This window comes from Nocardioides immobilis, assembly GCF_003515065.1.
In the GTDB taxonomy this organism is placed as follows: domain Bacteria; phylum Actinomycetota; class Actinomycetes; order Propionibacteriales; family Nocardioidaceae; genus Nocardioides; species Nocardioides immobilis.
In genome coordinates, this window is record NZ_QXGH01000043.1 from 34,856 (window position 1) to 56,900 (window position 22,045).

18 protein-coding genes are annotated in these 22,045 nt (G+C 65.2%); 1 reads left to right on the top strand and 17 read right to left on the bottom strand.

The genetic code is table 11. The annotated features are described in order from the left end of the window. Window position 1 precedes the first annotated feature (1 nt). The 15 genes from D0Z08_RS28795 to D0Z08_RS32440 all read right to left on the bottom strand — a co-directional run bounded on the left by D0Z08_RS28795 (window position 2) and on the right by D0Z08_RS32440 (window position 19,025). Window positions 2-922, bottom strand: a complete 921-nt coding sequence (locus D0Z08_RS28795; protein ID WP_220454428.1) for an enoyl-CoA hydratase/isomerase family protein — start codon at window positions 920-922, stop codon at window positions 2-4. Further along, window positions 906-1,730, bottom strand: a complete 825-nt coding sequence (locus D0Z08_RS28800; RefSeq protein WP_118928733.1) for a beta-keto acid cleavage family enzyme — start codon at window positions 1,728-1,730, stop codon at window positions 906-908. Before D0Z08_RS28800 ends, D0Z08_RS28795 begins: the two co-directional genes overlap by 17 nt. Before the next feature lie 72 nt (window positions 1,731-1,802). Further along, on the bottom strand, window positions 1,803-2,627 hold the full coding sequence (locus tag D0Z08_RS28805; protein ID WP_118928734.1) for an alpha/beta fold hydrolase: 825 nt from the start codon (window positions 2,625-2,627) through the stop codon (window positions 1,803-1,805). A gap of 223 nt (window positions 2,628-2,850) precedes the next feature. Then, window positions 2,851-3,465 carry a response regulator transcription factor gene (locus D0Z08_RS28810; RefSeq protein WP_118928735.1) on the bottom strand — a complete coding sequence of 205 codons (615 nt, stop codon included), beginning with the start codon at window positions 3,463-3,465 and terminating at the stop codon, window positions 2,851-2,853. Continuing rightward, window positions 3,462-8,234 (bottom strand): AAA family ATPase, encoded by a 4,773-nt coding sequence (locus tag D0Z08_RS28815; protein ID WP_118928736.1) that lies wholly within the window; start codon window positions 8,232-8,234, stop codon window positions 3,462-3,464. The genes D0Z08_RS28810 and D0Z08_RS28815 overlap by 4 nt, the downstream gene beginning before the upstream one ends. A gap of 120 nt (window positions 8,235-8,354) precedes the next feature. Continuing rightward, on the bottom strand, window positions 8,355-9,236 hold the full coding sequence (gene bphC, locus D0Z08_RS28820; RefSeq protein WP_118928737.1) for a biphenyl-2,3-diol 1,2-dioxygenase: 882 nt from the start codon (window positions 9,234-9,236) through the stop codon (window positions 8,355-8,357). Between the two features lie 103 nt (window positions 9,237-9,339). Next, window positions 9,340-10,173 carry a cis-2,3-dihydrobiphenyl-2,3-diol dehydrogenase gene (gene bphB / locus D0Z08_RS28825; protein WP_118928738.1) on the bottom strand — a complete coding sequence of 278 codons (834 nt, stop codon included), beginning with the start codon at window positions 10,171-10,173 and terminating at the stop codon, window positions 9,340-9,342. A 13-nt stretch (window positions 10,174-10,186) separates the two neighbouring features. After that, entirely contained in the window at window positions 10,187-11,425 is a 1,239-nt protein-coding gene (locus D0Z08_RS28830) for an NAD(P)/FAD-dependent oxidoreductase (RefSeq protein WP_118928739.1), read from the bottom strand. Then, window positions 11,425-11,748 (bottom strand): non-heme iron oxygenase ferredoxin subunit, encoded by a 324-nt coding sequence (locus D0Z08_RS28835; protein ID WP_118928740.1) that lies wholly within the window; start codon window positions 11,746-11,748, stop codon window positions 11,425-11,427. Before D0Z08_RS28835 ends, D0Z08_RS28830 begins: the two co-directional genes overlap by 1 nt. Before the next feature lie 8 nt (window positions 11,749-11,756). After that, window positions 11,757-12,320 carry an aromatic-ring-hydroxylating dioxygenase subunit beta gene (locus tag D0Z08_RS28840; protein WP_118928741.1) on the bottom strand — a complete coding sequence of 188 codons (564 nt, stop codon included), beginning with the start codon at window positions 12,318-12,320 and terminating at the stop codon, window positions 11,757-11,759. A 62-nt stretch (window positions 12,321-12,382) separates the two neighbouring features. Then, on the bottom strand, window positions 12,383-13,765 hold the full coding sequence (locus D0Z08_RS28845; protein ID WP_147381574.1) for an aromatic ring-hydroxylating dioxygenase subunit alpha: 1,383 nt from the start codon (window positions 13,763-13,765) through the stop codon (window positions 12,383-12,385). Window positions 13,766-14,004: 239 nt separating this feature from the next. Continuing rightward, window positions 14,005-16,317: an ATP-binding protein gene (locus tag D0Z08_RS28850; RefSeq protein WP_182481560.1), complete on the bottom strand. Its 2,313-nt coding sequence runs from the start codon at window positions 16,315-16,317 to the stop codon at window positions 14,005-14,007. Between the two features lie 927 nt (window positions 16,318-17,244). Beyond that, entirely contained in the window at window positions 17,245-17,517 is a 273-nt protein-coding gene (locus D0Z08_RS28855) for a hypothetical protein (RefSeq protein WP_147381575.1), read from the bottom strand. A 54-nt stretch (window positions 17,518-17,571) separates the two neighbouring features. Further along, window positions 17,572-17,922: a hypothetical protein gene (locus D0Z08_RS32435; RefSeq protein WP_182481561.1), complete on the bottom strand. Its 351-nt coding sequence runs from the start codon at window positions 17,920-17,922 to the stop codon at window positions 17,572-17,574. Window positions 17,923-18,887: 965 nt separating this feature from the next. Then, window positions 18,888-19,025 (bottom strand): hypothetical protein, encoded by a 138-nt coding sequence (locus tag D0Z08_RS32440; RefSeq protein WP_182481562.1) that lies wholly within the window; start codon window positions 19,023-19,025, stop codon window positions 18,888-18,890. 806 nt (window positions 19,026-19,831) lie between these two features. Here D0Z08_RS32440 and D0Z08_RS28870 point away from each other — a divergent pair. Then, window positions 19,832-20,599 carry a hypothetical protein gene (locus tag D0Z08_RS28870; RefSeq protein WP_118928745.1) on the top strand — a complete coding sequence of 256 codons (768 nt, stop codon included), beginning with the start codon at window positions 19,832-19,834 and terminating at the stop codon, window positions 20,597-20,599. A 1-nt stretch (window position 20,600) separates the two neighbouring features. On the opposite strand, the gene D0Z08_RS28875 is transcribed toward D0Z08_RS28870, so the two are convergent. After that, window positions 20,601-21,305, bottom strand: a complete 705-nt coding sequence (locus tag D0Z08_RS28875; protein WP_147381576.1) for a hypothetical protein — start codon at window positions 21,303-21,305, stop codon at window positions 20,601-20,603. 81 nt (window positions 21,306-21,386) lie between these two features. Beyond that, the gene (locus tag D0Z08_RS32445) at window positions 21,387-21,740 is read right to left on the bottom strand and encodes a recombinase family protein (protein ID WP_220454430.1); all 354 of its coding nucleotides are present in this window, start codon (window positions 21,738-21,740) and stop codon (window positions 21,387-21,389) included. Window positions 21,741-22,045: the final 305 nt, after the last annotated feature.

Here is a 22,045-nt window from a genome sequence, read left to right on the forward strand (position 1 = left end):
CTCAGGCTCCTTCGAACTGCGCCATACCGACGCCGTTCTCACGGTAGGAACGGACACCGGTGCGGAAGTCGGCGGACCCGAGAACAGCTCCTTGGACCTCGAGCATGGCCTCGTCGGCAGCCTTGACGCCCTGATCGACGGCGATCGCCACGAGGCGCTTGCTTGCCGCGTTGGCCACCGTCGGTCCGTGGGCCAGCTCCTGGGCGATCACCATCGTCGCGTCGTCAAGACTCTCGTCTTGGACGGTCCAGTTGATCACGTTCCAGCGCTCGAGCGTGCTGGCTGGGTAGCGCCTGCCCAGCATGACCATCTCCCGCGCGCGCGCTGCGCCGGCCCGTTGCGTCAGACGTTGGACCGCCCCCATCAGCGGCTGCAGTCCGACGGTGACCTCCACCGAGCCGATCTTGGCCGACTCGGAGGCGATGATGAGATCGCAGGCCAGGGCCAGCTCGAAGCCGCCACCGACGCAGACGCCGTTCACGCTGGCGATGATGGGCGCAGGGAACTCGGAGAACGCCTGCAGGGTTTCGACGAATCCCCAATCGAGAACCTCGGACTCGTCGGCTTCGAGGAGCATGTCGTCGAGATTCGCGCCGGCTGAGAAGTGACGCAGCGAGCTTCGCAGCACGACCGCACGCGCGCTCTGCTCGCGCGCCCACTCCAGGGCCGCGATGAGCTCGTCGTTCATCTCCTTGTCCATCAGGTTGTAGGGGGCCAGCCCCAGCGACAGGACGGCGACTGCCCCGTCCATGGAGCCGACGATGGCCCGGCTCTCGAAGGGCGCAAGCGCCTGCTCAGTGGCGTGTGTCGTTGACATTGGTCGGTGGTCCTCTCGACGTGATTTCGGTGCTGAATGTCGGTGCGCGGCGGGGACCACGCTTACGAGCTTCTTGGCAGGTTTCGCGTCATCGCGCAGGGACACCGATGCCGAGCGCCTTGGCGGTCTCGTCGTGGGTGGCAATGGGCCGGTCCAGTGCCCTCGCCACATCGACGGCGCGTTGGACCAGGGGCAGGTTCCCTTGGCTGAGCTCTCCCTTGCGCAGGAAGAGGGTGTCTTCGAGTCCGGCCCGGGCGTTGCCACCCAGCGCGATGCCCATCGCTGTCAGCTCGAGGTTGGCCCGGCCGATGGCGATGACCTGCCAGACGCAGTCCTCGGGGAGCCGCTCCACCATGGTGATCAGATTGGCGGGAGTGGCTGCCATGCCGCCCCGCACGCCGAGCACGATGGAGAACTGCATCGGCTCGCTCGTCAGCACGCCGGCATCACGCAGCCGCAGGGCCGCCTCCAGGTGACCGGTGTCGTAGATCTCGAGCTCGGGCTTGACGCCCAGGTCGTTCATGCGGCGCGCCATCCGCTCGACGTCAGCCGGCGGATTGCGGAACTCCCCTGCTCCGAAGCTCATGCTGCACGGGTTCAAGGTCGCCATCTGCGGCCGCAGCTCGACGAGTCGCTCGCGCTCCTCGAACGAGACGTCGAGGCCGACACCGGTGGACAGCTGGATGAGGATCGGGCAGCGCTCAGCGATCCTTTCCATCGTCTCCCGTGCGATGTTCAGGTCAGCGGTCGGCCGATCCTGGGCATCCCTGAGGTGCACATGGGCGACCGACGCGCCGGCCAGGAATGCTGCGTGGACTTCCTCGGCGATCTCATCGGGTTGGGTGGGCAACGACGGGTTGTCCTTCTTCGACGCGATCGGCCCCGTCGTGGCCACCGTGATGCTGACACTCACCTTGAGTACTCCTTATGGGCGCCGTGTGTTCGGCAGGTCTGTGTGTTGTTGGGCGCCGTGCGGTCGATGACGTCAGCTCGACAGGAACTGGTCGACGACAGCCACGAACTCGCCGGAGCGCTCGATCTGGGTCCAGTGACCGCATCGGCTGAAGACGTGGAGGTCAGCGTTCGGGAGCGTGGTCAGCATGCTGATCCCGGACTCGAGTGGGATCACCCGATCCTCACGGCCGTGGACGATCAGGGTCGGCGTGGCGAGCTGCGCCAGCTCGTCGAGGTTGAACGCGAGATCGGCGCCCGAGTGCTCGGGATCGGAGAACATCGCCCGATAGGTCTCATGGACTCCGGGTGCGACGCTGGCCTCGTGCCGGATCTGCACGAGCTCCGGCGTGATGATGGTGGGATCGACGGCGAAGTAGGTGACGAGCAGCTCTCGCATCGCCTCGTAGGAGGGCTCGTACCCCCGCAGGGCGATCAGGCCCTCGCTCGGCGTCATGCCCGGCCCGGGCGACCCCATCAGCACCATCTTCGACACTCGCTCGGGCTGCTGGATGGCCATGGCCACGGCGATCCGTCCGCCCAGGGAGTTGCCCACGATCGAAGCACGTTCAATCCCCAGTGCATCGAGGAAGCCCCACACGTGATCGACCCACGTCTGCAGCGAATAGCGAATGTCTGCCGGGCGATCCGTGTGCCCGAAGCCGACGATGTCCAGGGCCAGCACGCGGTGACTCTCGGCGAGTGGCGGGATTACGCGCTGCCAGTTCGCCCAGGCCGAGACGCCCGGCCCAGACCCGTGCAGGAGCAGGACAGGATCGCCGGAACCGACATCGTGGTAGTGGGTGGCGATGCCATTGGCTTCAATGGTGCGTCCTGCGTTCTCCGTTGTCACAGTCATCCGCTGCGCCTTCCCTCGAAATGTCGGTGCATAGTGCAAGCAACTCGGAGTTAACGCGATCGCACCCTGCCGCAGCATCCGGGAAAACTACGGATTGACGCCCCTCGGTGCTCACCCGCACGATCTACTCGTCACCAGGTGGGGACGCCGATCAGACGAGAGATCGAGACCCTTCTCCACTCAGGTTCGCCTCGCACCGCCCACGGTTTCGCATGCAGAACCGCTATTCGAGGAGGAATGCATTGCGAGCGACGAGCGCGAGCTCGGCTCGGGTGCGGATCAGGAGCTTGCGCTGGATGCTGGCCCGATGACTTTCGACGGTGCGCGGAGAGACGGTCAGTCGATCGGCGATCTCGGCATTGGTCAGCCCAGAGGCGATGAGCACCATCACTTCGAGCTCTCGCGACGACAGCAGATCGATGTCGACGTCGAGGCGCTTCTCGGGCTCCGCGGACCGGAAGGAGATGAATCCTTCCTCGGTCATGACGGCGTGCAGGACTGACACGAGCTCCTCGTCCAGACACTCCTTGGTGATGTAGCCCCGCGCGCCTTCCGCCTTCGCCTTCTCGATGTAGCCCTTGGCGCTGTACATGCTGAGCATGACGACGCGAACGCCAGGCGCGATGGCGAGAACCTGCTTGAGGAGGTCCAGCCCGCTGCAGTCAGACAGTCGTATGTCGAGCACCACTAGATCCGGCGTGAAGTCGCGCACCGCCTCTAGCAAGAGCTCGCCAGTAGGTGCTGCTGACACCAGCTCGAAATCGTCCGTCTTCTCCAGGATACGAGCTATCCCGGAGCGGATGATGCCATGGTCGTCGCACACCACAACGCTGATCATCGCGAGATCGGCACCTCCACCATGATCGTGGTGCCGTGTCCCGGACGGGACTCGACCGTCAAACGCCCACCCACGAGCCGGGCACGATCGCGCATCCCGATCAGACCGAGCGATCTGCGTTGACCGGCGACTTCGGCGTCGAATCCCTTGCCGTCGTCCTCGATGACGGCCCTCAAGGCGCTGCCTGACGCGATGACCATCACGCTCGCTTCACTGGCGCCGCTGTGACGACCGACGTTGGTCAGCGCCTCCTGCACGATTCGGAAGATGGCGGTGGCGACGGATGATGGGACAGTCGGTGGCTGACGAGTGGTGGTGAGCTCGATGCGGATCGGATAGATCTGGCGACAGTCCTCCACGTACTGCTCGACGCATCCGAAGAGACCCAGATCATCGAGCCCCGACGGACGCAAGGACCAGGCAACGGATCGAGCCACCTGAATTCCCTCGCGGACAAGACCCTTGATGTCAGCCGCGACCTGATGCGCGGTCGGGTTGTCACACTCCTGCAGAGCGCTGAGCCTTTCCGTCACGCTGGCAAAGATGTGGCCGAACTCGTCATGCAGATCGCGTGCGATTCTCCCCCGTTCGGCCTCTTGCACCGCCACCATTCGCTCCATGGATTCCCTGCGCAGGATCTCGCGTTCGATGACAGCGCCCGCCAGTGCGGCCAGGACCTCCACGGTCGACCTGTGAGTCTCGCCTTCGCCAAGCGGGAAGGCGGCCACGACAGAGGTCTCGTGGGGCCCGTCCTCGACAACTCGCATTGCGAGGCGCTCGGTCACCTTCATGTCCCAGCCTTCGTCGGACGGCTCGCCACCCCTCGCCGATCCCGCCGAAACGGACTTCGGGAGCCTGCCCTCATCGTCGGGCGTTGGCGCCTGTTCGAGGATCTGGACTCGACGCGCGGTCGTCGTGGCGAAGGTTGCGTCCCGGAGCTTGTCGAGCACCTCGTCTGCGTCATCCGAAGCCACGATGGAATTCACCGCATTGAGCAGGGCGTCGTGACGCGAAGAACCTGCACTGGCGAACGCGTCGCGTACTTGGACTGACTTCACGACTGCACCATCGACGTGTATGCCCAGCACCCGGCACTGTTGAGACACTGGTGGCAGCCCGCTGAGCGGTCCCCGGCGCGGATGAATCCCGGCGAGAGTTGCGGCCAGTGAGCACGCGGCGAGCTCGCCGTGCGCACGGTAGCGAGATGCGAAGCGGGCGGCCACCTCCAAGACGATGCGTCCCCGCCTCTTGTGCCCTCGAGAGAAGAGCCGCAAAGCCCACTCTCTCAGGACCGCTGGCCGCTCACCACCGAACACCAGCGCCGATCGACGGGCACGGGCCAGGAGCCGTCGGGCGATCTTGGACTGCTGGCGGCTCTCCTCGGTCCAGACTTCGGGACCGGCGGCGCACGTCAGACGAAGAGCCTGCAGATGTGCGGTCAGCACGGGCGCGAGAAAGTGATTGCGGAGGCCGGACGCACGGATCAGCTCATCTGCTTGGCGAAAGGCATCCAAGGCAGGCGCGTGTTGGTTGGTATGAATCAAGCGCCATGCCCGCGCTGCGTGCAACATCGCCAAGGTGTGGCGATCGCTGGGGTCCGTCAGCTGCACTTCGCGAGCAATGGTCTCGATGTTCACGTCGCCGGGCAGGCACTGGACCCAGATCGCCAGGGCAGTGCCCGCGCCGATCCGGTCGCCCCTGCGTTTGCCTTCCCAATACGCGTCGCGTGCGAGCACTCCTGCGTCGTGAAGTCGTCCCAGTCGTGCCAGGCAGAGCGCCTTCTGCCACATGGCCGCGACCTGTTCCCATCGATCGCCGAAGATGTCGAACGCAGCGACAGCGGCGTCGAAGGCTTCGATCGCCTCTTCGTACCGGTTGGCGGCATACAGAACGAAACCCCTGAAATGGTGAGACTGGGCAATGCCCCAACCGTCGCCGGACGACTGGCGCAGCTGCAGCGACCGTTCGACCAGACGCAGCGCCAGCGGCGCCAGTACGGGCGCCGTCCCGGAGATGACGGCGACGCTGGAGTACGCCTGCGCCCGTTCACGCATGCCGCCCGAAAGGTTCGCGAACCGCGCGCTGCGCAGCACTCCCAGGAGGACCCAGATGGGTGACCTGACGAACCACCATTCATAGACACGACGGGTGTGGATGTGGGCAGCGAGGCGGTCACGCTCCGTGCCACGCCTCGACTTCCCGCGCCCGAGCCGGCGAGCACACCAGCCAAGGACGAGTCGGCCCAGCTCGGCAGCCGTCAGTAGCGCCGCGTGGGAAGTGCTGCGAGGGATTCGTAGGTGCAGGTCCTGCAAGCTGCCCTGCATCCATTGCTCCGCGTCGTCGAATCGCCCTGTCTTGAAGGCAAGCTCACCGAGCAGGGCCCCGATCCGCGCAGAATCAAGTCTGGAGCGCATGCCCGCGAGAGCGTGCGCGCTGGCAAGTTCCTTGGCAGCGAGGTCGTAGTTTCCGCGGAGCAGGTGGATGGTGCCGAAGCCTTCGTACACCCGAAACGCTGAGATGTCCTCTGTCGACTCGCACAGCGCCATTCCTGCTGCTGCGATCTTGAAGTTTCGTTCCGCGACATCGAGCGCGTTGCGCCTCAGACCCGCCTCGCCCGCGCGCAGGGCGAAGGGCAGCGCCGACTCGGCCCTACCTGCACGATCGAAGTGGTAGGCGATGTCGTAGTCGGCCTGAACCTCGTCGGCCTCGAGTGCTCGCGCGGCGCACAGGTGAAGCTCGCGGCGGGCGTCCTCGGTCAAGTTGCGCAACACGGCTTCTCGTAGCCGGTCGTGGGAGAACTCATACTCGCGACCAGCATCTCCGTCGATGCCGCGCACGATTCCGCACCCGACTGCTTCGCGCAGGTACTGCTCGACCTCCGCCAGTCCCGTTCCCAAGGACGTGCTCAACAGGCGGGACGAGAACCGGCGCCCGAGTACGGCGCCCTGCCCGACGGCGTGCTCTGCTGCCGGCGTCAATCGCCTCAGGCGGGGCGAAAGGAAGGAATCGGTTTTCGCGTGCTCGATCCCCGGGCCGGGGCTCCCGTCTCGGGCCAGCTGCTGAGGCGGGAGCGTCGCCATCCGGACGTCATCGAGTATCCAGCGGTCCCGTTTGCGTGTCATGGCCGAGGAGTCGATGAGCGTCTGGAACACCAGGAGTGTCTCGAGGGGATTGCCGTGGGAATGTTCGACGACGTAGGCGATGACGCGGGATGGAAGGTGGTCGCTGAGTGATCGGATGAGTTGTTCTGTGAAGGGGTCCGACAAGGGTTCGAGCTCGACGAAGGCGATCTCGTTCAAGCCCCACGCCAACGCTTGCGCAACGGCCTCAGGCCGGCACGAGTAGATCAGCGAGACATTCGCACCGGTTCCGGGTCGTGCGGCTTCCCTCGATATCGCCGCCGCCAGGTGAGCGAGCACTTGCCAGCTGAGATCGTCTGCCCACTGACAATCGTCGAGCACGATCAACCCGGGGTTCTCTTCGGTGAAGACGGAAGTGAGGAGCCGCGCGATCGCAGCGGGGCCGGCGGCCACGGAGCTGTCGGCGAAGATCGCATCGGAGCCCGGTTGATCTCCCAGCGCTTCGGCAAGCTCAGGGGCCTGCTCGACGGCCGCTGGAGCGAGCGAACCCATCTCGCCGCGCACTCGCTCCGCCGCGAGCGGATGCGCTGTCAAGTAGTCGATGATGACGCGGAAGGGTGCAGCGAACAGCCTGAGCGGGCGAGCCGGCTCATGGTCGAACGCACCAGCACGCAGCACGATCGTGCCCGACGCCTCCGCATGCGCCACCACGGCGTCGAGCAGGCGGCTCTTGCCCATTCCGGAATCGCCGCTCAAGCACACGACTGATCCGGTCGAGCGCGTCGCGCCGTCAGCGCAGGCCATCAGCTTGGCCAGCTCGCCTTCTCGACCCACCAGCGGCGGCTCCACGTGGACGAGGGATGTGTACGGATCGACAGCCGCGCTCTGCGCGCTGCCGGTCGCGACGACCGCCTCCAGGGCAGCGAGGACATCCTCGGCGGACTGGTAGCGCAGCTCAGACTCGCGGTCCAGCAGCTTCAGGAAGATGGGGCGCAGCGCTGCTGGGACCCCGACGACGTCGATCAGGTGCGACAGGTCCGTCCCACTGTCGTCGGTTGGGTTCACCCTCCGCAGGGCACTGGCCGTGCGGTTGATCTCGGCCAGCGACTCGAGGAGCACCCATCCAGCCGCGTAGATGTCCGCGGTGAAGCCCGCCGCGGGGTGGGCTAGTCCATGTCGTTCGGCTGGAAGGTGCGGGGCCGCTGACCCCTCCAGCGGATGGGTCAGTGCAGAGAGCTGGGTCCTCGTGACGCTGGCGTCGAGCAGGATCAGCTCGTCCGTGCCCTCGGCGAGCAGGATGTTTGCGGGTTTGACTCCGCCGTGCGCTATCCCCATTCGATGCAGGCGCGCCAAGGCGAAGAACAGGTCGCACATCAGCGGCAGATACGCGTCGCTCGATTGACGCGACTGCTGGGCGGACCACTCGCGTAGGTCGAGCCCTGCGATGTAGGGCCGGACGAGGTCGATGTAGTCGTGACCCCGCTGGGCGATGTTCGTCGGGACGACATGTGGCAGCCGTGCCCTTCGAGTGGCCTCGAGCTCGCTCTCGAGCCACTGCTGGCTCCACGGCCACGTCATCGACAGGTCCAGCCGTCTGAGGACGAACTGCTCACGAGAATTACCCAGACGCGCGAGGGTGGTCGTGATGCCCGGGCTCTGCCGAAGCGGCCTCACGGTGTTCCAGTCCATGCCGAATCCCACCTAGGTCAGCGACTCTGCCGCCTATTCCGAGTGTCCCACCCGAGGCCAGGCAGGTCGATGGCCCGCCGCTCTGAGCGTTAGCGACGGGCACCGGCCTGGGGTCCGGGCTCAGTCCCCCGGCTTCTTGGTGGGCTTGTGACCCCAGTAGCTGATCTTGTCGTAGCGCACCACCGACCAGCCTGGTTCGACGCTACGGGCGCCCCAGCCGTACTCGACGGCGAAACCGGACGGCGTCCCGCCGTAGAAGGAGAACATGTGGTCGTTGGTGTGGCGACCCAGGCTGAGGACGACGGTCTCGTCCTCGACGAACCGGTCGTAGGCGAAGCCCACGTCATCCATGCTCGTCGTCTCGAGCATGAAGTGATGGACCTTTTTCGGACTCGGAATACTGGCGAGCGCCAAGGTGTGATGCCTGCCGTTGCAGTGCAGGAAGTGGAGGGTGGTCCCCATGGTCTCGGAGATCTGCCAGTCGATGATGTCGGAGAGATGGAAGCCCAGCGCGTCGACATAGAAGCTGAGCGCCGCGTCGATGTCAGGCACTGCGAGCACGTAGTGTCCGAGACCTTGGTCGTCCGTGAGGAACCCGTGGACACCGGTCGGCGAGTTGAACGGCTCCTCGAAGAGCTCGGTGGCGCCGTAGTAGATCTCGACCCGAGAGCCAACGGGGTCTGAGCAAGAGAGCAGACCGAGGACGCCACGTTTGGCTGCGGCGTCTGCGGTCTCCGTGGTCACCTCTACGCCATGGGCTTCCAGACGCTTGCGAATGGCCGCGAGCGACTGTGCGCTGTCGACCTCGAAGCCTGCGAAGGAGATGTCGTCCGAGGTTCCCTTGTCAACCTGCAGGCGCCAGGCGCGCGAGTCGATCCGGAACCGCGCCGACGCTTCGTCGCCGGACGCCTCCATGACTCCCAGCTTCTGAGTCATGAACGACCGCCATGCCTGCACATCTGATACTTCGAAGCCCAAGTAACCGAGCCGTTGAACGCTCATTGTCTAACCTTTCAGGAGCCGGCTTCCGCCGTGGAGAGGGACACCGGTCGCCAGGCGGCGCCGATGGAGAACACGCCGTTCGGTGCGCAACGCGACCGACGGCTCACTTCTGCCCGAAGTGCTGGTCCAGCAGCGCGCCGCGGTTCGTCCCGTCCAGGCCGCGCACGCCCATGCCGCCGTCGAAGTTCAGAACGCTCCCGGTCAGGGGCACGGTGTCCGCGCGCGTGGCGAAGAAGACGTAGGCTCCTGCGCTCTCCGTAGCGGTGGCCATCCGGCCCGTCGGCAGGACGCCGGCGAGCATGTCAGCGAGCGGAATCGTCGAGATGCTGGTGTCCTGGAGATCAAGCGACTTCAGCCCTCGGAGGTCAGTTCCGCCGAGACCGCCGGGCGCGATGCCGTTGACTCGGATGTGAGGACCGAGCTCAAAGGCGAGCTGCTTGACGAGTCCCACCACTGCGTGCTTCGCAGCGGTGTAGAGAGCACCACCACCGCCGGGATAGAAGCCTGCGTTGGAGACGGTGAAGGTGATGCTGCCCTTGCTGTCGTACAGCGCAGGAAGAGACGCCTTCGCCGCGAGCAGGTATCCCTTGACGTTGATCGAGAACATCTCGTCGAATGCCTCTTCGATGACTTTGTCCGGCGTGTCCACCAACGCGGTCGAATAGTCCCAAACACCTGCGTTGGGGATCAGGCAGTCGAGCTTTCCGAACTGCTCGACGCACTTCGCGGCGGCTTCTCGGTGGCTGTCGAGGAACCGTACGTCGCCCTCGATCACGGCAACCGCGTCACCGTGGGCCTCCTTCAGCGCCGACAGCCCGTCGGCGGATCGGTCCAGAACAGCAACGCGCGCACCTTCCGAGACAAAACGATCGACGATTGCCCGCCCCAGACCGGCGCCACCGCCAGTCACCAGCGCGACTTCATCCTTGAGCTTCATTGCAGTTCTCCTTCTAGTTGACGGTGGCTTTGCTACGAGCCGCTTGATACAGCTGGCGCAGCTCGACACCGGTGTCTGCGAGTGTTTCCTGACTCACCGAGACGTCGGCGTCGACGAGGCGGCTCGCCATGGCGAAGTCACGCGGCGCACCTACCGAAACCGCTGCTGCCACGTGGCCGTCGTCCACCCTGAACAGCAGCGCTGGACCGTCGTCGAGATCGCCTCGCGCGACGTAGTCCCCCGAGCCTTCGATGTCCCCGACCATCTGGATGTGGTGGCCAGCAATCTCGGTCCACGACAGCGGGATCTGTGGTGAAGGAACGGGCTTGCCGAGCATCGCGGACGCGACGCTGGCCGCCTCCTTCTGGCTGTTGATGTAGGTCTCGAGCGATCGTCGACCGCCCGTGCGCAAGGGCCAGGACGCCACGTCTCCAGCGGCGTAGACCCCCTCGGCGCTCGTGCTCCCGACGTCGTCGACGACGATGCCGCGGCTGCAGCGAAGGCCGGCCTGCTCGGCGAGCGTGGTCTCAGGCTCCGCACCCACGCACACGATGACGCTGTCCGCGGACACGAACTGACCTGCGGTGTCGATCACCCCGGTGACCCGACTCGTGCCCGTGAACTCCGTGACCCCCGTGTTCAACCGGATCGCGACACCGAGCTCTTCCAGCCGATGCCGGCACCATCGGCCGATTCGTCGGCCGAGCACACGTTGGAGCAGCTCGTCCGATGCCTCCACGACGGTGACGTCGAGTCCGAGCTTGCGAGCAGTGGTCGCGACCTCGCACCCGATCAGCCCTCCCCCCACGACGACCAGGTGCTGGCCTGGCCGCCACTGCTCGCGGAGTTCATAGGCGTCGTTCGAGGTCCGCAGAGTAGCGACGCCGGGCAGATCCGCGCCGGGGATGACCGCGGCGCGCGCACGAGCGCCGGTCGCCAACAAGACCCGATCGGCCCGGAGCGCCACGCCGTCATCGAGCACCAGCTCGCGCCGGTCGAGGTCCAACCGTTCCACCGTCCTGTCGAGCACGAGCTCGACACGAAGATCGCTGTAGCAGTCCACCGGCAGCAGCGGAGGAGGGTTGCTCTTCTCTCCGACCAGAACGCTCTTCGACAGGGCAGTGCGGTCGTAGGGATGCTCCTTCTCTGCGCCGATCAGGTAGAGACGCCCGTCATAGCCTTCGGACCGCAGTGCCTGCACCGCGGCGATACCCGCGACGCCACCGCCTACCACCACGATGTTCGAGATCATCAGGCTGTCGCATCACTGTCGAGCTCGACGAGCACATCGTCTCCCTCGACCTTGGTCACGAACGTGCGAAGGGCCACGCAGGCGGGCAGCGCCTTGACCTGGCCTGTTCGTACGGAGAACTTGGCCCAGTGCAGCGTGCACTCGACAATGTCGTCCTCCAGGTCGCCGTCGGCGAGCGACCACTCGTCATGCGAGCAGGTGTCCTGGACAGCGAAGAACTCGCCGCCGACGTTGCAGACCAGGATCGGCTCCGGGCCATCTTCGAAGCGAAGCATGTCTCCGGGCGACAGGTCGCTCGGGCTACAGATCCGTGTGAGAGACATCGGGAGACCTAGAAGAAGAAGCTGAGGTTGTTGGACAGGACGGTGCTCTGGTCCAGCAGGATGGTTCGCCGCGCGATCTCGAACCCGCTGTCGCCGTCCGTCCTCCGCAGCAGGTCCTGCCGTTCGCCGGCGAAGATGTCGACCTGACGCTCCAGACGGTTTCGGTAGACGACGAAGACGTTCGAGACCTGGTACTCGCCGGGATGCTCCCCGTCGACGACCATGACGTTCGAGATGATGTGCCGGGTGCGCGAAGCCGGATTCTCCGACCAGCTCACGTCGGAGGTGATCTTGCGGAGACGCTGGCGCATGTAGACCGCATCTTCATCGAAGTGCGCATAGTCGTTGGGTCCCGTGTATTCGTGGTGGGACTCACGCAAGACGCGGGTGGTCCGGATCGGCATGCAGTAGCGGATGTCGTCCGCCAGAAGCGCGAACCATTCCGGGAATCGCCGATCATTGAGAAGCTTCGCTTCCCAGTAGTAGAACTGCTCGATCTCCTGCTGCAGCGCCACGTCTATGGGCGCCGGCTTGGCGAGGAAAGGGGTGGTGGGTGATGTCGTCTCGATCATGGCGGACCTATTTCTTGGCCGAAGAGTGGGTCGGGTAGCAGACGGTCGAAGCCGCGGCTCGGTTACGCGGACGCTGCGTCGACCTGCGGAGTACGAGTGGCGTTGAGGGCCGCCCAGTCAGGAGAGGTCATCATCCGCACCCAGTGCGTGTAGAGCCCCCGAGCCGCTTCCTCGCTGTACACATTGCTGATCGTTCCGGGATAGGACGGGTGGTCCTCTCGCGTCTCCCCCAGGCCCATCTCCGCATTGAACGGCCGGCTGCGAGCCATGTGCCCGCGCAGCACCTGCTGGATCTCGACCCAGTTCTCGCCGTCGTCCTGCTCGAAGACGCCCGCCGCAGAGAAGCTGCGCATCGACTGGCGACGGAACTCGTCCTTGATGTCGTCGGGTGCGTCGGCATCGACGATGGTGAATGCCCAGACCTCGATCTCGTTCGGGCCGCGGGGGTGCCATGCGCGGACCGTGTTCAGGCCTGGCAGGAACGAGCAGTTCGGGAAGATGGTCATGTGCTCCGCGGTCACCTGCGCGCCACGCTCGATGCTTCCCAGACGCTCAGAAGCCTTCTCGGCGGCCGGTCCCTGAGTGTTGTACTCAGCGATCTTCGGCCCGGTGATGGCGAGCAGCAGTGCCGGGTCGTTGATGTAGAACCCGGTGCCGTGCCCACCCCAGGGCGCGCGGAACTGGATGCCGGTCGTCGGGGGCGCCACGTCGGTGATGTCGATCTCCTCGGGCAGCCCCGCCAGGATGCCGGACAGGTGAGCGGTGGTCGCCGCGTGGTACATGTCGCTAGCGAACTGTTCGGCGGCCAGCTTCCAGTTGCAGGGGATGACCCACTTCTGGACACCTGGGATGGCCTCGGTGCCTGCTTCGGTCCGATCCAACATGTGGTCCATGTAGAACTTCGCCTCGCCGAGGTAGGTCTCGAGGTCGGGGGCGTCGGCGTCCCAGTTGGCGAAGATGAGTCCCTTGTACGTCTCCACCCGCGCCTTGAGGGGGCCCCACTCCTCCTTCTTGAGGTTGGGGAAGGCCTCCTGCTGCATCGGAACGCTCACCAGGTTGCCGGCGGTGTCATAGGCCCAGCCGTGGTAGCTGCAGGTGAACGACTTGGCGTTGCCTCCGTCGGCCCGACAGATCCGCATGCCCCGGTGCCGACACTGGTTCAGGAAGACACGGATGTCCCCGTTCTTCTGCCGCGAGACGATGACGGGGTCCTCGCCCATGTAGTTCGTCATGAAGTCGCCGGGCTTGGGGATCTGGGTCTCGTGACCCAACATCAACCAGGAGCGAGCGAAGACGCGCTCCAGCTCCTGCTCATAGATGGCCTGGTCGGTGAAGATCCGGGGATCGAGACGCCCATTCGTCTCGTCCACCAGCGCCGCGATGTCGGCGTCGGCCCACCTCGAGCTCTCTCCTGCTCGCGTTGATCCAGACTGCAAGTTGGTCACCGGTCTACCTCTTCGTCGGCAATGGAATTCGTTCGGCCGTGAGTCGAGCGTGATGTCAGAGGATCCGATTCATGGACGGAGGACGGCGGCTCTCCGTGTCCCTCATCACGCTTGAGAACCATCGTGTGGCGTGCCTCACCGTTGGGGCATCCGGGAAAACTACGGATCCGACAGATCTGTCCGGAACGGGCGGCCGTGACTCGGCGACTCGGTGTGTGGCGGTCCGGGTGGCCGTCAGGTCAGTCAGTACGAGTCGCGTACCAGGTGGCGATCTGGGTTCGTGAGCGGAAGTCCATCTTGCGCAGCACGTGCTCGACGTGCGCTTCTGCCGTACGCGTCGAGATCACCAGCTTGTCGGCGATCTCCTGGTTGGTCAGCCCCTCGGCCACCAGGGCTGCGACCTCCTGCTCGCGCCTGGTCAGCAACGACTTGGTACGCCGGGGCGCGCGTTGTGCGGGCTCGTTGTCCACCAGCTCACCGAGGGTGTCGTCGAGCGAGGCCGAGGCACCCTGTCCGACCGCCTCGACGTAGGCCGGGTCCCCGAGCGCCTTGCGGGCGGCGGCCTCGCATTGTGCACGCTGCGCGGTGAAGAACTCGGAGCCGAAGAGGTCGGTGCCGAAGGTGGACCACAGCCACGATGCGGCTCCCACGAGTCGGGCGGCCCGCAGCGCCTGACCCTTCGCGGCGAGCACCCACGCCAGCGCGTCGAGGGCCAGGGCAAGCCCGAGCAGATCGTGGAATGGCCGCTTCATCTCGATGCTCCGCAGCAGCGAGGTCTCGGCCTCCTCGAGCTCTCCCGCATGGAAGCTGACCAGCCCGCGACCCCAGACGGCGTATGAGCGCGCCCACTGGTCACCGTGCTCTTCGCTGCGCGAATGGGTCTCCTCGAACAAGCCGGCAGCGACTGGCAGGTCGCCCTGCAGAGCGTGCATGGCGCCGTAGTGGACCAGGAGCAGGAGCCTCCAAGCCTCGGAGACCATGATATCGGCGTAGAGCGTTCGGGCGCGGAGGAAGAGATCTTCCGCCTCCGCAGCCCTGCTGGCGAAGAAGGCGGAGAGCGCCCGCATGTGCACGCCGTAGGCGACGAGGTCCGGTCGCGCGAGGTCGCTGGCGAGCTGTTCGCACTCAGCGGCCGCCTGGTCCGCCCGGCCGGTGTCTCCTTGGAGCGCGGCGACCCCTGCTGCGGTTCGAAGAGCGAGAGCACGCTCGACGGTCGGTCGGGTGTCGGCAGCGAGGAGCCTCTCAAGCCAGAGGCGGCCCTCGGAAAGATATTCGCCGGCAATCCAGTGGAACCAGCATTCTCCGGCCATTCGCTGGCCGACGCGGGCGTAGTCGGAGTGGGTTGCGCAGAACTCCAGCGCGGCTCGGATGTCGGACTGCGCGAGGCGCAGCCTTGCGGTCCACTCGACCTGGCCCGGCCCGAACCATTCAGCGGCCGCATCGGCCAGCATGCCCGAGGTCCATGCACAGTGGGCGGCGCTCAGGCTCTCGAGCTCCCCAGCCTCCGCGAGGCACTCCGAGCCGAACTCGCGGAGCGTCGCAAGCATCCGGAACCGCACCCGGCCGTCGCCCTGTTCGTTGACAACGACGGACTTGTCGACCAGGCCGAGCAGCGCGTCCAAGACCTGATCGCGGGGCAGATCCCCGCCCGAGCACACCTCCTCCGCCGCGTTCAGGTCAAAGCCACCCGGAAACACCGAGGCCCTACGCCACAACAGCTTCTCAACGGGGGTGCACAAGTCGTGGCTCCAGGCAACCGCGGCGAGGAGCGTCTGGTGGCGAGGCGCACCGACGGTACTGCTCCCCTTGAGCATGGTGAACCGGTCGTCGAGTCGCCGGAGGAGCTCGTCGATCGTCATCACCTTGAGTCGGGACGCCGCCAGCTCGAGCGCGAGCGGCAGTGCCTCGAGCGTTGTGCAGAGGCGTACGACGTCGCGGATGTTCGACGCATCCACCTCGAATGAACCAAGCGCCGCCCGCGCCCGGGCTGCGAACAGCTCGATCGACGCGAAGCCAGAGATCTGGGGCACGTCGGCGAACTCGTCTGCCGGAACCGGCAGCGGCGCGAGGCGGTAGGTCGCCTCGCCTGGCACTCCGAGCGGCTGGCGGCTGGTCGCGAGCACCTGGACCCCGGGCACCTCCCGGAGCATCGCATCGACGAGGCGAGCGACCCCGACAACGAGATGCTCACAGTTGTCCACTACGAGCAGCGTGTCGCGGCCGCGGAGGTACTCGATCAGCACCGTCTCCGGATTCCTCGCCGAAGAGTCGGGCACCTTGAGGGCCTCGAGCAGGACCTGGCCGACCAGCGACGGGTCCCGCAACGAGCCGAGCTCGACGAACCACGCGCCGTCAGCGAAGTTACGACGGGCCGAACGGGCGACGTGCAGTGCCGTGCGCGTCTTTCCGATGCCCCCGGGTCCGGTCACCGTGACAAGCCGGTGGGAAGCCATGAGCTGCCGGATCTCGGCCGTTTCCTGTCGGCGGCCGACCATCTCGTTGATCTCCAGCGGCAAGTGCCCGACGACCTTCTCGTGACGCGACGACCCCATTGCCCTCAGCTCTGCCGGCTCGGATCCACTGGTCGGACATTCGTGCTCGAATGTACTCCCGGCACCGCGCCGGCCGGCAGCGTTCATCGAAGTTGAGGAAGTCATCGGGTCGACCTCCACGAAGGGTGAGCCTCCGGTCCGCTGAGGTGGGCCACCGGGCTTCGGTCCGGGACTGTCCGATTCGCCCCAACGGAATGCACGTGAACGACGCGCCGCATTGCCGATGCAAACGGAGGAGTGCAAAACGGCCCGCGATCTGCGTTTCCGCAGGTCACGGGCCGTTTTGCCTTGCTCCCCCGGTTGGACTCGAACCAACAACCCTCCGTTTAACACGAGCACTTTCACTAACGTTCGCAAGCGACCAGAAATGACTCCTGACCTGGGCATACACCGCTCACACGTCGTGACTGGCTTTCAGTGACTGTCACTCAATCCGTGACCATAGTGTGACCAAGTCGGCAGACTTTGCCAGTCACGTCGAAGCCCTCCGGGCTGGGTGGCGGTCGTCACCTGCTGAAGTCTGTCCAGGTCGAGGTGGCGTGCGAGGGCACGTCCGGGCCTCGCGTCGTGCTCGACGTCAACCTGCGTCAGGGTGCGTGTACCGCCAACTGTGCGACCTCGGGGCCGCTAATCCCCAAACCAGCGTTACTCCCGCGTCTACCGCGGGAGAGCCGAACTGATCGACCACCTGCTCGTATCCAGTGCGCTCGCCGGCCGGGCAACCGAGCTCACCCCCGGCACCGGGCAGACGCCCTCGACCACCGACTACCCCAACGAACGCAAGAACTCGACCGGCTCCGACCACCGACCCGTCATTGCGACCCTCGACCTCTGATCAAAGGGCAGCCCGTCCATCGGATTCGCGAACGAGGGCCTTTGGCCCGGCGCGACCCAACCCGCAGGCCACCGAGGCGCACGGCCTGGCCATCAGGCGACTCCGAGAGACCAGCGGAGAGCCAGAACGCAGGCGCGATCGGTGTCGAAGTCGAGGAAGGCGGCAGCCAAGGGTGCCGGTAAGCACGCGGCGACGTCGCCCGCACTAGCCAGCATATTTTCTCCGGACTCAAGGAACCTGATCGCAGCCGCGATCTCACGGGCCACCACGATCAAGTAGTCACTGCCGTCGATCTTTTCTTTCGCGACGCCCTCTTGGAGATCGCCCAGGTAGTTGTCGCCCAGGTGCCAGCTGAGCGCGGTCACCAAGCCCGCGACCTCTCGAGTCTCGATCCCATCCCGCGACGCCTCCACGCACAGCTATACCAGGAAGGTGAGCCTGCTCACCGCTTCCACCACGGTGCCGACCGGGACGCCGACCGGAACCTCTGAATCCGCGCGCAGTGGATGGAAAGGATGTCCGCGCCAGTGGACATGGGTTGCAGCGACAGACTCGTTGAAGTCGGGATGCTGCCAGCCCAACGGGTTGACGAGCGAGTGCACCTCACCGTCGTCACCGGCGGCGGCGGCCGTCGGTCCACAACCCGCCTCGATCAGGAGGCGCTCGTGCGCCTCGCTCCACGAGATCGACAGCCCGTGACGCTCAACATGAGCGATCACCTCTCCAGCCGCGTCAACCGCCCACTCCTCTACATCCTTGCTGTGCTCCACGGCTCCGCTCCTCTCACGTGCAATCCGATCCCGGAAGTGCCCGGACCTGCCAAGGACAAGCAACCGCGAACCCGGCAGATCGGACACCGCGGCACCGCGCCACCGAGACAAGTGGCAACCCACGTGCAGGAATCCACTCCCTACCGATGTTGGCCCCCGCAAAAGTTCAATAGGGAGAGAGCACCAGGGTCGAGCGAGGGCGGTGCCGTGGGTCTCAGCAGGAATCGACCGCAGCGCGCGATGGGCCGGTACCGGCGAGCAGGCACTCCCCCGCCGCCAGCAGCGGCCATCCGGGTAGCCCTTTGCGCCCACTATGGGCGCCCTCTTCGCCCAGTTGGTCCGTCGAGGGATGGCGTCTTTGATCACTTGAGCCTCGCTCTCAAGGAGCGACCTCTCGCGTTCCACCTCGTCGGGAATGATGGTCCAGCCGGCCCCGCGAAGCGAAGGATGATGTGAAGGCGGAAGTGAAAGACCGTTCGGAAGGCGACTTCGGCGTCACAGAGGAAGAGGTTGATCCCCTCGCAGCGCATGCCGGAGCGTCGCAAGTCTCCGCGCCATGTCGTGACCCGACCGGCCAAACATGAGCGTTCGTGACTCCGTCGAGGTCTTCGAGACCCACCGCGTGCTCGCGTGGCACGAAGAGAATGGCCGGGTACGGCGGGGTGCAGGTGCAGGGCCTATTAGGACCACAACGGTCTCGTCCTCGTAGACGAGGCTTGCTTCCGCTTGGCCGGCGACGATGGCGCAGAAGATGCGGGCCTGCATAGGTGCCGCTCCGGTTCAGTCGTGGGGGCCGGATGGTGCCAGGCAGGCTGTCTGTGCCATCAGGTTTCCTGTTGGCGCCGTCGAAGAGAACTCCGCCGTTGCGCGGCCCAGTGCCTGGCGGTGCTCCATAGGGACACACCCAGTAAGCCGACCCGCGTGGTCAGGCCCCTTGCCCGGCGGCAGCGGCCCCGATCCAGGGGTCAGCAGAGTTCTAGCGCTGCGTCGATGAGTGGCAAGACAATCTGGCCGCGCTTGGTGATCGGCCGAATGTTGGGGTAGTCGTGCGAAGCCTGGCCGTTGAGTGCGTACTCTTCCCCGTCCAGCGTTGTGAACGTCACGGAGCCCGCGTCCTCACCGAAGCTCTCGGGACACGCCAGGAATCCTGCGTCAACGGTCAGTGGCCACGCGAGCCCGTATTCGTTACTGGGGAAGTCGTCCCGTGTAACGAAACCGTCCTCACCGCGATAGTCCTCGTACGGATCCTCAGGCTCCTGCGTCTCCTCAGGTGTGGGACTCGATGTCGGGCTCGCGGTGATGGTCGCGGTGACGGTCTCCGTGGCAGTAGCGGGTGACGGTCTCAACAGGCGAGGTCGACTTCTCCGATTCGCCACCGCACGCTGTAGCAGCAAGAACCAGCGCTATCACTGCGAGCCCCCGATTCATGCGGACACCCTACTGTCGGCGTACTCGGAGACGCTCCGCCGTCGAACGCGAAACGTTGGGTTCGGGTACGAACAGGCGGGGCCAGAGCGGATGCCAGCGCACCGCGAGGCAATTCCAATGAAACCCGCGTTGCCGCTGCACGGCCCCGCCTGCGACGCCCACGGGAACGGAGAAGGGTCTCGTGGACAACGGGGCGAGCGCCTACGGCGCTCCGTGCTCTTGGTAGTACGCGCGGACGCTCATCTTCGTGATCCGGCCGTGCTCGTCGTTGACGAGCATCCCCTCACTGATGAGGCCCTTGACGAACGACGCGGGCTTCTCTCACACGCGGGCGAGCTGGCCCGCGCTGTAGACCGACTCTCCGACCTGACTCTGGCTCATTGCTGGTCCCTTCTGGTGGCTACTGGCTGAACCAGTGTGCAGAGGATCGGGCCCGGTCTGGCAGGGCGGAAACGTCGGACCCACGCAGTACGGTCGCGGCATGGATCCGACGACGTGGGAAGCCGCTGAGTGGGGCGCGTTTGGACAGGTTGGAGCACTCGTCGTCGCGACCATCGCTGGTGTGCTCGTGTGGCTCCAGGTTCGACATGGCAGGCAGGTTCGTGAGGACCAAACTCGTCCGTACGTGATCGTTGACTTCGAGTTCCGCGGGATCGCCGTGATGATCACGGTCAGCAATATCGGCACGACTCCCGCGACCGACGTCCGGATCACCTTCGACCGCCCCTTGGAGAGTCCAACCCAAGGCTTGAATGCCAACCGCTTCGCGTTGTTCTCTGAACCGATCCCGATGCTCGCCCCTGGGAGAAAGATCAACGTCCTCTTTGGCAAGGGCCCCGACTTCTTCCCGGCAGATGAGAGCGTCCCGCTTCGCTATGTCGCCACAGTGACCTACAAAACCCTGGACGAGGGTCAAAGACCTTGGTGGCACCGCGAGCGGAGGCCTTACGACGATCCCCCGCTTGTGCTCGACTTGCAGCCCTTCAAGTACACAGCCATCGATCGCGACGACCTCCACAACATTGCCGAGAAGATCAAGGGCATCGAGCAGATCATGAGTAGGTGGACCTCGCGAGGGCGTCTGAATGTCAACACGATCACTCAGGCCGAGGTCAGCGCTGAGGACGTGGAGTTCTTGGAGGCGCACCGGGCCGAGAGAGCATCGAACCAGGGGGAGGAGTCCGCGCCACAACCTCGGAGCGGGTTGCGCGGGTGGATCTCAAAGGTTCGCGGACGCGAGAAGGGCTAGCTCAGGCCGCGCCGTCGTCCCAGTCTTTGAAGAAGGTGTAGTCGCGCCCGTACAGGACGCGATTGAACTCGTCTTCGTTCATCTGCTCGAGTTCCTCGCACCGGTTGTAGATGCCCTTGTTCACGTGTCGAAGGTGTCGTCGGGTCACGCACGGGAAGTCGGGCGCTCCACACGCGCACCCGTCGCCTTCCTCATCGGGGCCATGAGCAACGACGATCTCGACGAGCGCGGCCATCCACTTGTTGCGCTTGGCAAATGCATCGTCGCGCTCCCGGCTGAGTTTGTTGGCGGACTCGCGGTATTCGTCCACCTTGCGACGTGACTGCTCGACGTGATCCTCGTGCCGCTGAAGGGTTCGCACGTAGGACTCGCCGGATTCTTCAAAGTGCAGACGACATTCGGCGCAGAGTTGATGAGACTCCTGCAGCGGCTTGTAGCGGAACACGTAGTCGCAGCACGTGCAGGTGGCGAACTTGTACTCGTCCTCGCGCGGTGGCACGGCGGGTCGCTCAATGATGGGTTGCACTCGTCGCCGCTGGACGTGCCCGTTCGCGTGCCATTCGCGAATCCGGTACTCCTGGCCGTTCGTCAGTAGTGCCGTCGCCCGGATCACGTTGATGCCTAGGGCGTGCGCGGCTTGGACCACGTCGAGACTGCTGATGCGCAGCTCGTGGGCCAGGTCGCACACGCGTATCCGCTGTTTCATACGTCCATTGTGAAGTTGTGCTCCGACACATTTGGTCCGGCGCGCCCAAACGTGTGTGCGAAACACCCTGTTCGCTGACGATCAGAACGGGGCACTGCGCTTTCGCAGACGAGTGACGTTCGATGCTGCTGCCCATTCCAGATCGAGGGCGTCGCCCAGGCCTCGCGATTCCTTCTTGAACAGGTGGATGTAGACGTCGAGTGTGAACGAAGCCTTCTCGTGACCGAGCCGCGCTGCCACTTCAATTGAGCGGCTGAGCTTCCCGCATCGCCGGCCGATCAAGGTTCTTCGCGCTGTAGCCTCGTCAACCAACCAACGAACGTTCCAGCCTTTGTGCGCTAACTCGGATGTGATCCGTGCTCGTTGAGCTTCCAGACCGAGGCCGCTGCTCGCCTGTTCCTCGGTGCTGACCCTGAGATACCCGATGACTTCCACGTCGATTGTTCCTTGCTTCTCGCGAACCCCGTTTCGGGGCTAATGGCGATGCAAGGTGCAGAGGTTCGCCGAGGAAGCCAACAGGTCCCGGCGTTCCACTTCGGGCCGTGTAATGCGTTCGGTCGTGTCGGACCCCGTTGGCAGACTGATGACGTGAGTGCAGTCAAGGTTGAACCCGGAGGGGGGTGTCAGATGGTCTGTGTAAGCGATCGGTCTCAGCAAAGGAACGATGATGACTGCTGTGACCGAAAGGACCGGGCGACCGGACTACAAGAAGGCCGCTGACGCGAAGCGTGGTGACAGGG